This window comes from Algibacter sp. L3A6, assembly GCF_009796825.1.
Taxonomy (GTDB): domain Bacteria; phylum Bacteroidota; class Bacteroidia; order Flavobacteriales; family Flavobacteriaceae; genus Algibacter.
Window position 1 is genome coordinate 3,146,648 of sequence record NZ_CP047030.1, and the last position, 12,302, is coordinate 3,158,949.

8 protein-coding genes are annotated in these 12,302 nt (G+C 36.3%); all 8 read right to left on the reverse strand.

What is annotated here, in order from left to right; all coding sequences use genetic code 11:
* Positions 1–18: 18 nt before the first annotated feature.
* The 8 genes from GQR98_RS13155 to GQR98_RS13190 all read right to left on the reverse strand — a co-directional run bounded on the left by GQR98_RS13155 (position 19) and on the right by GQR98_RS13190 (position 12,299).
* Positions 19–1,200 (reverse strand): PNGase F N-terminal domain-containing protein, encoded by a 1,182-nt coding sequence (locus GQR98_RS13155; RefSeq protein WP_159019894.1) that lies wholly within the window; start codon positions 1,198–1,200, stop codon positions 19–21.
* Positions 1,197–3,416, reverse strand: a complete 2,220-nt coding sequence (locus tag GQR98_RS13160; RefSeq protein WP_159019895.1) for a GH92 family glycosyl hydrolase — start codon at positions 3,414–3,416, stop codon at positions 1,197–1,199. The genes GQR98_RS13155 and GQR98_RS13160 overlap by 4 nt, the downstream gene beginning before the upstream one ends.
* Positions 3,417–3,499: 83 nt before the next feature.
* Positions 3,500–5,836, reverse strand: coding sequence for a family 20 glycosylhydrolase (locus GQR98_RS13165; protein ID WP_159019896.1), 2,337 nt, complete (start codon positions 5,834–5,836; stop codon positions 3,500–3,502).
* 8 nt (positions 5,837–5,844) lie between these two features.
* Positions 5,845–6,867 carry a N(4)-(beta-N-acetylglucosaminyl)-L-asparaginase gene (locus GQR98_RS13170; protein ID WP_159019897.1) on the reverse strand — a complete coding sequence of 341 codons (1,023 nt, stop codon included), beginning with the start codon at positions 6,865–6,867 and terminating at the stop codon, positions 5,845–5,847.
* Between the two features lie 10 nt (positions 6,868–6,877).
* Positions 6,878–9,124, reverse strand: coding sequence for a GH92 family glycosyl hydrolase (locus GQR98_RS13175; protein WP_159019898.1), 2,247 nt, complete (start codon positions 9,122–9,124; stop codon positions 6,878–6,880).
* Between the two features lie 6 nt (positions 9,125–9,130).
* A complete protein-coding gene (locus GQR98_RS13180; RefSeq protein WP_159019899.1) occupies positions 9,131–10,246 on the reverse strand; it encodes a family 10 glycosylhydrolase in 1,116 nt (371 codons plus the stop codon).
* A gap of 6 nt (positions 10,247–10,252) precedes the next feature.
* Complete coding sequence (locus GQR98_RS13185; protein WP_159019900.1) at positions 10,253–11,323, reverse strand: carbohydrate-binding family 9-like protein; 1,071 nt, start codon at positions 11,321–11,323, stop codon at positions 10,253–10,255.
* 10 nt (positions 11,324–11,333) lie between these two features.
* Complete coding sequence (locus GQR98_RS13190; protein ID WP_042506104.1) at positions 11,334–12,299, reverse strand: glycoside hydrolase family 130 protein; 966 nt, start codon at positions 12,297–12,299, stop codon at positions 11,334–11,336.
* Positions 12,300–12,302 lie beyond the last annotated feature (3 nt).

The following is a 12,302-nucleotide window of genomic DNA, read 5'->3' on the forward strand; positions in this document are numbered from 1 at the left end:
GAATTTAATTCAACAAAATTATTTGTCGTAGGTGATATAAGCAGACACTAACCAATGGTTAGATTTATCTTTTCCGGCTGCTGTAGCTGGTATTGTAATAGTTAAAGATTGCTCGCCAGATTTTAGGTCACCTAGTTCTGCAACAAAAGGTTCTACCTTAGAACCAGGACACCAATTTGAGCGAGAAAGATCTGAAGACGCTAAACGCTCTTCAATTTCCTTAATCTTATATGTTTTTGTTTTTCTATCTCTGTAATAAGTAGAGTCTTTACGTAACCAAACTCCAGAAGTTGGGTTAAAACGTCTAAAAGATGCGCAATCGTCTCTCCACGGGATAGTATCTATTACTGTTTTACCGTTAACTAAAACGGTGTTTTTTATTTTAATGAACTCATCACCACCACTATGTCCACCGTGACCTGTGGTAATATAATGTAGTTTAGCATTTTTAATGTTTTTATCTAAAACAAAAGTATGCTCTAAAGATCGGTTAGCAAAAAAATCTGGTAAAGCCTGTCCTTTTACATAGTTTACCGCATTCACTAAAGGTAATACTTCACGTTGTTGTTTTGGTCTGCCAGAATAGATTAGGCTTAAATCTACTTTATATCCAACTTTACTCCATGCATCAATCCAAACACCTACATAGAAAGTATCGCTAACAATACTTTCAAGCTCTGATATGTCTTGATTCCAAACCACTTCTTTTTCCCAATGTGGCACATAAACAGGTTTTCTGTGTTTTACTTCATCGGTACTATAATGGCCAACTCCAAATGGCGTCATAAAGCGTAATAATTCAACTACAGGTTTGTAATCTTCAGTCGCTTTTACACCGCCGTGTTTTTCGTTGGTATAAGATTCCTTCGGAAATTTAGTTTTGCCTTCTGCTAAATTTAAAAATGAAATATCATCAGGATTTGTAATTACGAAGCAAGAACCTGATTTATCCCATTTATCACCATTAGAACGCAATGATAGTTTAATATGGACATCGGTACCTTTTTTAAACTTCGGAACAGTGACTTTCTTTAAAATCACACGGCCACCTTGCAGTCTTATAATATCCGGATTATCCACCGTTGGTTTTCCGTAATTAACTTGTTGATCTTCGAATATTATTTTTTCTAGTTGCTCTTGTGAAAAAGACTGTGAACTACTAATTAAAAAAATACATAGGGCTATGAATCTGATTTTCATTTTAAATTGATTTTTAATTTTGAACCTTTTATTAAATCTGAATGGTTGATGAAGTAGCTATTATGCGCCTTACCATCAAGTTGAATTGTGTTTATAATACCTTTTTTAGTACCCGATTTTTCAATAACAAGCGTTTTGCCTTGGTAGTAATTTGAGTCTAAATCGATGGTTATTTTATCGAAAACAGGCGTTGATATCGTGTAAATAGGGTCTCCAGGAGATACAGGATAAATACCCATCATGCTGTAAATTAACCAAGCCGACATGGTGCCTGTATCATCATTACCTGGTAAGCCAGCAGGTTGGTTTTGAAAATATTCATCCATCAACTCATGTACTAATTGTTGTGTACGCCATTCTTCTCCTTTTACATAATTGAATAAATATGGATAAGCAATATCTGGCTCGTTGGCCATATCGAATTGTTTGCTGCTAAATGCCTTTTGAAGTTGTTCGCTAAAGCCTTTTTTACCGCCCATAAGTTTCATTAAACCTTTAATATCATGGGATACCATAAAAGCATATTGCCAAGCGTTACCTTCAATAAAACCAATGTTTTTAGTGAAATTTGCCCCGGCTAACGGATCGAAAGGTTCGTGCCAAGTGCCGTCTGCATTACGCGGACGTAAAAGTTTTAAGTCTTTATCAAATAGTTTTCTATATGAAATCGAACGCTTAGAAAAACGTTTGTAATCGTCTTTTTTATTTAGCGCTTTGGCTAATAATGAAATGGAGTAATCGGTAGCGTTATATTCTTGAGTGGTAGAAACTGAACCATTTTGATCGGTATTTAAATAGCCATTTTCAATATACGGTTCAATGCCAGGTCGCAACGGATTATTTTCTAAAGCATCAGCACTTTTTACCATAGCTTCATAGGCTTTTTCAATATCGAAATCTGTAATGCCTTTTAAATAGGTATCGGTTAAAATAATACCAGCGGGATCGCCTACCATAGTTGTGGTTTCGGTGGCGTTGAGTTCCCACTTTGGTAACCAGCCACTTTCATCATAAATATCGAGCATGCTTTTAACCATATCCGATTGTTGCTTCGGGTAAACCAAAGACATTAAAGCGTGAAGATTTCTGTAGGTATCCCAAAATGAAAACACTGTAAATCGCGTGTTTTCAGTTTTTAAAGTTTCTCGGGTCGCCATTTTTGGATATTCACCATTAAAATCATTTAAAATATTGGGATGAATTAAAGTGTGATAAAGTGCAGTGTAAAAAATGGTTTTATCATCTTCAGTACCACCTTCAACCTTGATTTTGGAAAGTTGCTGTTCCCAATATGCTTCAGCTTGTTGGTGTATGGCTTCAAAACTGAAATCTTGTGTTTCTTGCTCTAAATTTTCGCGTGCATTTTCAATACTCACGTATGAAACTCCAATTTTAACTTCTACTTGAGTTGGTTTTTCAAATTGATAAGAAAAATAACTACCAATACTATCGCCTAAAACTTCTTTGCGATAGCCTTCCATAAGTCTTGGTTTTCCATTGTATGGCATCCAAGCAGCTTCAGCACCCTTATATTTTTTAGGGGTTTTCCAAACACCATAATTTGTTGCAGGTTTACTAAATTTTGCAACGAAATAAACAGGATAGGCTTCTTCGGGTTTGTAATAGCAAAATGAGCCCACAGTGCGCATACCTTCAATTTCTGTTGGCGATACTATTTTTATAGCAGCACCTTCCTCATTGGTTAAGCCTAAGCCTAAATTTAATAAGATGTTCGATTGTCCTTTCGGAAATGTATATCTAGAAATACCCGTTCTGGTTGTTGTTGTGGTTTCAACCTTAATATTATATTTTGTTAAAACATTAGAGTAATAACCTGCTTGGGCTGTTTCGTTGGTGTAGGTACTTCCGTATTTTAAATGATTGGTTTCAACATCGCCCGTGGTTGGCATTAAAAGGATAACGCCTAAATCCGGACAACCAACACCACTTAAATTGACGTGAGAATAGCCTGTTAAAAAGGAGTTTTCGTTCACGTAAGGGTTAGATAACCATCGACTATCTTTTTCTAAAGTATTTTGTGTTCCCGCCACGTTGAAAGGGGATACACTTACCATGCCTCGAGGTGCGATGGCTCCAGGATTGGTGGCTCCAAAGTTTGAAGTTCCTATGAAAGGATTTACATATTTAGTGAATTCTTGTGCATTTACAGCCAAGGTATTTATTAGGATAGATACAATAAAAAGCTTTTTTATCATCGGATAGAGATGTTTATAGATGGTTATTACAGGATCTAAATTAAGCGGTATTTACTTAGTAAAACAGAAATACTAATCGAATTTTAATCGATTAGTATTTCGTCTATAAATAACCAACCTTCGTTGGTATTCTTTTCATTTTTAGAAGTGCTTACTTTTACTTTCACAAATCGTGCAGATTCTGCTTTACACTCTAATATAAAATCTTTCAGTTCAGGTTCAGAGCTATCTGCGTATGGTCTTTTAAAAGTGACGGTTTCTTTAAATGTTTCACCATCTTTAGAGGTGAAAACCTGAATTAAAGTCGGGTAGTAGATGCCGTTTTTTTGATTTTCCATACTACCAATAGTAAGCATGTTGATTGGCGTTTCTTTTTCTAAATCGATAGTGATTTCGGCAGCGCTGTTTAACCAACCTTGCCATCTACCATCTCTAAAGTTTTTAGTACCTCTTAGTGTATTTACTAAATTATATGCGCCAACACCTTGGTACCTTTTATGGTATTCTGTTTGGTAAGTGGTTTTATGAGCCACAGCATTATGGAATTTAACCGTGTCTTTAAAAACGTTTCCAACTATAACATCATCTTTAAATAAGCCAGCTTTTACAGCGGTTGTTTTAGATAAAATAATAGGTTCTGTATAATGTTTTGAATCGCTATTTAAAGGTTCATCATTTAAAGCATAACGAATATCAGATACTGCGTATTCATTTTTTAAAACTAGCGATACGGTTTTGTTTTCAACACTCGTTTCCATTTTAGAGGTCACGATAAATGAACTTTTTGAATAGTTTATGCCTAAATATTCATAACGCTCAAAAGCAGCTGGTAGTCGTCTAGAGAAATCGTCCCAATCTCTTAAGTTTTTAGCACTCCAAACGGTTTCGGCTAAAGCAGTTAATCTCGGAAAAATCATGTATTGCGAATGCGATGTTGTTGGCACAAACTCAGCCCATAAGTTGGCTTGTCCACCTAAAACGTGTTTCGCTTCGGCTTCGCTCATCGTTTCTACAACCGGATCAAATTCATAAACTTTATTTAAAGGTGTAAAACCACCACCTCCAGCAGGTTCTTGTTCTGGTGGACCTTGGTAATAATCGAAATAAGAATGCGAAACAGGTGTCATAATTACATCGTGACCTTGAGCAGCTGCTTCTAGTCCGCCTTTAAACCCGCGCCAGCTCATTACTGTAGCGTCAGGAGCAAGACCACCTTCTAAAATCTCATCCCAACCTACAAGTTTTTTTCCTTTGGAATTAATGAATTTTTCTATTCTTTTAATGAAATAACTTTGAAGTTCTTCAACACCTTCTAAATCTTCATCTTTAATTCTTTTTTGACAGTGCGGACAAGTTTTCCAGTTGGTTTTTGTGGCTTCATCACCACCAATATGAATGTATTTCGATGGGAATATATCCATAACTTCAGTTAAAACATCTTCTAAAAACTCAAAAGTGTGCTCTTTACCTGCGCAGTAAATATCTGTAATTGGCCATAAAGCGCCCGATGGCACACCAATAGGTTCTGCTAAACATGATAATTCTGGATATGCTGCAATAGCACTAGAAACATGGGCAGGCATTTCTATTTCAGGAATCACTTCAATTCCTTTTAATTGTGCGTAAGCAACAATATTTTCAAGTTCTTCTTGAGTTAAAAAACCACCGTAAGTGGCTTTGTCATCAGGACTATTTTTGGTTCTAGAATTCCAAGGGATATCCTCTTGATCTACACGCCATGCACCAACTTCGGTTAGTTTTGGGTATTTTTTTATTTCAATTCTCCAACCTTGATCGTCTACTAAATGAAGGTGCAATACATTCATTTTTAGCATGGATATGGCATCGATTGTTTCTTTGATATAAGCTGCGTCGAAAAAATGACGTGATAAATCGAGCATTAAGCCGCGATATTGAAAACGTGGGCTATCTTCAATTTCAATATTTGGAATTTCCCATGAAATATCACTCACCACATTTTTACTTTCTATAGCTGTTGGTAGTAATTGACGTAAAGATTGTACAGCATATAAGTATCCTGAGTTACCTGAAGCTTCAATAGTTATTTGCGCATTTGTAACGGTTAATTTATAAGTTTCTTCCGCTAAGTTTTTGTCTTCTTTAAAGCTAATAATATTACTTTTTTCTGAAGCATCGGTGATTGCTAAATCCCAATTCGCTGCTAATTTAAATTTATCTTGTAATAATGTAGCAGCATTTTTTTGTTCGTCATTAGAAACAACAAACATGGTGTTTTTATTAAATTCAAAAACGCCAGGATTTATTTGAACCTTTTCAATTTTCGGAATGATATTAATATCAGCTTCCGTGTAAACTTTAGGTGTTTTTTCTTGGCAAGCCGTTAGCGTTAAAAGGCAAATAGCAGTTGCTAAAAATGGTTTGTATAATTTATTTTTCATTAGGGTCATTATTTATCTTTCCAAGTCATTTTAAAATCAGGTTTCTCCATTCGGTTTCCGTTGTCTGCATCGCAAACTGCGAAATTGAAACCACCACGTAAGCTGTAACCACCATACTCACCTTGCTTATTTACGGCTATAAAACCAACTTGTAAATAAGGCATGTCTTTATGGTTTTTATGTTTGTTGTAAATACGTTCTACAATGGTTTTACAAGCTTCATTTGGCGATAAACCTTGGCGCATAAGTTCTACAACCATAGCGCTTCCAGCCGTTCTAATTACGGCTTCGCCTAAACCTGTTGCGGCAGCGGCGCCTACTTCGTTATCTAAAAATAAACCAGCACCAATAATAGGGGAGTCTCCAACGCGACCATGCATTTTCCATGCGGCTCCACTTGTTGTACAGCCACCAGTTAAGTTCCCGTCTTTATCAATAACAAGCATACTAATGGTATCGTGATTTTCAATATTTATCACGGGTTGGTATTTCGATTTTTCTAACCAGTTTTTCCAGGCTTTTTCAGATTCTGGTGTTAGTAAGTTTTCTTCTTTAAAACCTTGAGATAGTGCGAAATTCAAAGCACCTTGTCCAGATAACATCACGTGCGGTGTTTCTTCTAAAACCTTTTTTGCAACTGAAATAGGGTGTTTAATACCTTGTAAAAAAGATACAGAACCACAATCACTATTTTGGTCCATAATACAAGCATCTAAAGTTACTTTACCTTCTCTATCCGGAAGCCCGCCATACCCAACACTTCGAACTTTTGGATCGGCTTCAGAAATATTTAAGCCTTTTTCTATGGCGGTAAGTCCAGATTTACCTGCATTTAGTGCCTCCCAAGTGGCTTGGTTTGCTGCTAAACCATGATTCCAAGTAGAAATAATTAATGGTTTTTTTGCAGTTTTTATTGGCGCTTCTTTAGGAGCCGTTGTTGCATTGGAGGCTTGAACACCGCAAGCACTAAATGCGCTAAATGCCACAGAACCTAATGCTGCTTTTTTTATAAATTTTCTTCTACTCGACATAACTTAATCGTTAATTAAATACTTCTGATGATGGTGCCATTAGGAATTCATCATCCTTATTTGGCGTATCTCCCATAACAAAAACCAACTCGCCACCTTGCATAATGGTTTTATGAGAAATATAACTTTGATTGATTTTTTTTCCGTTAAGGGTAATAGATTGAATATACTTGTTGGCGTCACTATTGTTTTCTGCGGAAACCGTAAAGCTATGTCCATTTTCTAAATGAATAGTTGCTTTATCGTGCAATGGCGCACCAAAACTATAAATACCTTGTGCCGGATTTACCGGATAAAAACCTAAACTACTAAATATATACCAAGACGACATTTGCCCGCAGTCTTCATTTCCGCAATGCCCGTTAGGTGCATTTTTATATTGAGTTTTTAGAATTTCTCTAACTTTTTCTTGTGTTTTCCATGGTTTGCCAATGTAGTTGTATAAGTAAGCAACATGATGGCTCGGCTCGTTACCGTGAGCGTATTGGCCAATCATTCCGGTACTAAAAATAGGAAGTTTATCTTCTTTTAAAGGATAATAAGAAAACATGGAGTCTAACTTTTTCTCGAAAGCCGTTTCTTTTCCTATGGTAGATACTAGGCCTTCAATATCGTGAGGCACAGACCAAACATATTGCCAAGCGTTACTTTCACAAAAATAAAGTGTGTAATCCTTCGGAATAAAATCTTCTATAAAGGTACCGTTTTTATATTTTGGTCTCATAAAAGTGCTAGAATCGTCGTATATGTTTTTCCAGTAATTAGCACGTTTTGAAAATGTTGTATAGTCTTCCGTTTTACCTAAAGCTTTAGCGAATTGCGCAATACACCAATCATCATAAGCATATTCTAATGTTTTTGAAACCGACCAATTTTCGTGGCTTTCATCAATAGGTACATAACCATAAGTCATGTAATCATCAATTTGTCTTGACTGATCCATGGCGCTGGCTTTACAAGCTTCAAAAGCTAATTCGGCATCAAAATCTTCAATACCTTTAAAATAGGCATCCACAATTACAGGCACAGCGTGGTAACCAATCATCATGTTGGTTTCGTTACCTTGCATAGACCAAACGGGCAGTAAGCCGGTTTCGTTGTAATGCGCTAATAAAGAGTTTACCATGCTAGACACACGTTTTGGGTGCAGAATTGTATGTAAAGGATGTGCCGCGCGATAGGTGTCCCACAACGAAAAGGTATCGTATCTATCGTAGTTTTTGGAGTTCATTATGGTATCGTTTGCACCTTTATAATCGCCATTTAAATCGCTTAATAAAGTTGGTGCTAACATCGATTGATATAGCATGGTGTAGAAAATAGTTTTCTGTTCCACATCATTAGTTTCAATCGTAATTTTTTGTAGTTGTTGGTTCCAAATACTATCGGCTTGTTTTTTGTAAGCGTCAAAATCGAAACTAAGCGCTTCCGTAGCAATAGATTTGTATGCGCCGTCAATACTACCTGTAGATAGGCCTGTTTTTAAAATAATCTGTTCGTTTTCGTTAGTATCGAAATCAAGAATTAATTTGGTGTTAATCCCTTTTAATGGAGACGTTGCAGGTTTATTATCTTCTAAAAGTGAATAAGATTTAAAAGGTTTTGACAGTTTTATAACGAAGAATAAACGTTGGTCTCTAGCCCAACCTTTAGACATTCTGTAACCTTCTATAGTTTCGTTATCGACCACTTTAAAGTAAGTGTCTGTGGGTTTATCCCAGTTTAGAGAATACCCTAAATCGATATGAATTTGTGATAAACTATCCTTTGGGAAAGTATATTGATGAATACCTGTGCGTCGCGTTGCCGTAACTTCTGCTTTAATGCCGAAATCGGATAACATTACGCTGTAATAACCCGGTGAAGCCGTTTCGTTATCGTGAGAGAAACTAGAAAACGGTTTGAAGTTATTGGCTTTAATTTTTTCTGAAAAACGACTGTTAGTTGGCATGACCAAAATATCGTACATATCGCCGGCACCTGTACCACTAAGATGTGTGTGTGAAAATCCAGAAATGATAGAATCTTGATAAAAATACCCTGCAATTCTATCCCAACCTGGTATGCCATGATCTGGGCTTAATTGCACCATACCAAACGGAACAGTGGCTCCAGGGTACGTATTCCCTGGGCCATCGGTACCGATAAATGTATTAACAAAAGCGGTTAGTGTTGTTGGTTTTGCTTCAACTTGTGTTTCTTTTTTACAAGCATAAAAACAAAGGGTTAGTAAAACGATATAAACACTTTTGTTCATGATAATTTATTCTTTAGAATTTTTAATGACTTCAAATTGTTCGTCAGACATGCTATAATCATCGAAAAAAGCAACACCTTTGGCGCCATTATCTTTCGCTAATTGTATAGCCGATTTTAAATCGGGTACGCTTAATTTTGGTGTGTATAAACCGGTATGCAATTCGGTTGGGCGACCTTCTAAATCATCAACACCTTGTTTTGTTGCGTAACCAATCCAATCTAATTCTTCATTATAAAAGTTGTAGTAAATCATTGGTAAAACCATATCGATTTTCCATTTATCCCAACGTTGGCGCACCATATGGTCAGCCATTTCAGGATAAGGGAATACGGCTGCACTTAATTTTTTATTGTGTTTGTGTACCACATCATAAGCTTCGTTAACCAAAGATTTGATCTCATTTAGACGGAAGTTTTTCCATTCCATATCGATAGCTGGGTTTTCCATTTCTCGTGGATTTTTATGGTGTATTGCCATAAACTTTTCTACACTAGCATCGGAATAATCAAAATCGTAATCTGGCAATTCCTCTTCTTGTTTTAAATCGTATTTTGGAAGTAAGCCAATAGGTAAAAATACATCTGGGTAACGAATATAATCTAGATGTACACTAGCAACTCCTTCAACTTCCGCTAATCCTTCTACTAAACTTAAAATATGTTTTCTCGCTTCTGGGTGACTTGGCGATAACCATTGGTAATACCCAACGTAAGGTCGTTCTTCTTTAAGAAAACAAGACTTTCCGCTTCTACTCACCATATACCATTCTGGGTGTTGTTGCGCAATAGAATCTCCTGGGCGGTTGGTTGTAAACATCCAAGCGTGTACTTCTAAGCCTTCTTTTGTTGCTATAGGAGTTAATCTTTTTAAAAGTTTTGGATCGGCACCGGTATTTAATAAAACAGCGTCGAAACCATTATTTTTTAATTTTTTAAAATGTGTTGTATAGGCCGAATCTGATTTTTTATTTCCAACAGTCATCCAGCTCCAATATTTAAATTTTGCTGGAGCTTCAACAGTTGCGGTTTTGGTTTCGCTTACCGTTGCAGTTTTTACTGTTTTGTCGCAAGATACTACACTTAATAGTAGGCTTAAAAATGCTATTTTTAATACGTTCATGAGTTATTATTTTGATATAAATTTTCCATCTTCTGTAACGGTGAGTACCTTATTGGTGAACGGACTTTTAACTGAAATATTCCATCCGGTACTGTGCATTTCCAGAGTTGGTGTTATTAATTTTTCGTCTATTTTTATTTCTGAAGTCGTTAATTCTTCTATTGAAGTAAAATAGGTTTGATTTTTTTTAAAATGTGCGGTTTGTACGCGATACAGTTCATACAATTCCCATTTTAGTTTATCATCTTGAGGAATGGTAAAAGTATTTGCTGTTTTTGGTGCTTCCGAAGAAAATAAAACATAAGCCCATTTTTCGGGTTCGTGCATATTTATAACACCCATTGGCGACCAGACCCAGTTGTATTCGTGCAACAATTTGCCGTTAGCGTCTTTTTTTCTTTCGTATTTGCCATTGGTAATTTGATGATCCCAATTGACTCTAGAAAAATTGACACGCCAAAATTGATCGGTAGGTACATTTTTATGAAAGTAACCAGTTTTATAAGCCGCCCAAGGAATAGCAATTTCTAGAACCCAACCTTTATCGATATCGTTTGGGGTATTGATGGTGCCGTTAACTTTTACAGCCGATTTTAAACCGGTTATATTCCAATCGTTCAATACTACATTGCTGTTTCGGTAAGGTTTGCTTACAAATAAATCCCAAGCGGTGTTTAGTGCGTTTATCTCAAGCTCGTAGTAATTATGAGTATCTCCGGTTGGATCTACAAAAATTTCAAAGTCATTATTATGAAAAATAATGGCATCGCGCTTCGTGATATCTCCCCAAACATGTGGCTCGTCCATTTTGGCTAAAACATAAAAATAAGTGTCATCCCAAAGCATTTTAACTTCTGTTTTATACTTAGGTTGTTTTTTGCCTTCAATATCTATAAATGGGTTGGTCCAAGCGACTTTGCTCCAAGCATCTTCGTTAAATTCACCATCAATAGTTATAGCTTCTGAAGCTTTATAAGCGGTATACGTTTCGGGAATAATGGTTGTTTCTTCTTGAGCACAACTTAAAGCCGAAATGCTACAACTTAATAACCATAAAAATGTGACCTTCAACTTCATCTGTATCGCTTTATAAACTATTGTTTTTTGTAAATTCTACCACTTCGCTTAATTTTCCAAAAGCTAAAGCGACTACTGTATCGGCAGCGCCATAATATACGGCCAATTTATCTTCTTCTGTATCGTGTAGTGCCGCGCATGGGAAAACTACATTTGGTACATCGCCCACTTGTTCGTAAATTTCGGCAGGACCTAATAAATAAGGTTGTGTTCTGTATTTAACTTGATCGGGAGCGTCTTCTTCTAAAAGCGCAGAACCCATAGCATATCTAAAGCCGTTACAGGTGTTTATAACACCGTGGTAAAGCATAAGCCAACCTTCATCAGTTAAAATAGGGATTGGACCAGCACCAATTTTGGTACATTGCCATGCGCTATCTTCAAAGTTTGTGGCTTTCATAACGCAGCGGTGTTCGCCCCAATACTTCATATCTGGACTGTAACTAATATAAATATCACCAAAAGGCGTGTGGCCATTATCACTTGGTCTGCTTAACATCGCAAATTTCCCGTTTATTTTCTTCGGAAACAAAACACCATTTCTGTTGAATGGTAAAAATGCGTTTTCACATTGAAAAAACTCTTTAAAATCGAAAGTATATCCAATACCGATGGTTGGGCCATTATAACCATTACACCAAGTAATCCAATAACGATCTTCAATAAAAACAACACGCGGGTCGTATTTATAATCAGAATCTATCATTTCTGTATTTCCAGCCTGCATTTTAATAGGCTCGTGTTCGATATCCCAATTGATGCCGTCTTTACTGAAACCAGCAAAAATATTCATTTGTACTGCTTTGTTATCACAACGGAAAACACCAGCAAAACCATCTTCAAAAGGCACAACGGCACTATTAAAAATACTATTAGACGATGGAATGGCATACCTATCTATAATAGGGTTTTCGCTATAACGCCACATAACATCATTACAATGACTAGGTTTTTCTTGCCAAGGGATTTGTTTCATTCT

What these genes read in the sequence shown, in the direction of transcription:
- GQR98_RS13160 (WP_159019895.1), bottom strand. Translation starts at nt 3,416, where the DNA reads ATGATAAAAAAGCTTTTTATTGTATCTATCCTAATAAATACCTTGGCT.
- GQR98_RS13170 (WP_159019897.1), bottom strand. Translation starts at nt 6,867, where the DNA reads ATGTCGAGTAGAAGAAAATTTATAAAAAAAGCAGCATTAGGTTCTGTG.
- GQR98_RS13185 (WP_159019900.1), bottom strand. Translation starts at nt 11,323, where the DNA reads ATGAAGTTGAAGGTCACATTTTTATGGTTATTAAGTTGTAGCATTTCG.
- GQR98_RS13155 (WP_159019894.1), bottom strand. Translation starts at nt 1,200, where the DNA reads ATGAAAATCAGATTCATAGCCCTATGTATTTTTTTAATTAGTAGTTCA.
- GQR98_RS13165 (WP_159019896.1), bottom strand. Translation starts at nt 5,836, where the DNA reads ATGAAAAATAAATTATACAAACCATTTTTAGCAACTGCTATTTGCCTT.
- GQR98_RS13175 (WP_159019898.1), bottom strand. Translation starts at nt 9,124, where the DNA reads ATGAACAAAAGTGTTTATATCGTTTTACTAACCCTTTGTTTTTATGCT.
- GQR98_RS13190 (WP_042506104.1), bottom strand. Translation starts at nt 12,299, where the DNA reads ATGAAACAAATCCCTTGGCAAGAAAAACCTAGTCATTGTAATGATGTT.
- GQR98_RS13180 (WP_159019899.1), bottom strand. Translation starts at nt 10,246, where the DNA reads ATGAACGTATTAAAAATAGCATTTTTAAGCCTACTATTAAGTGTAGTA.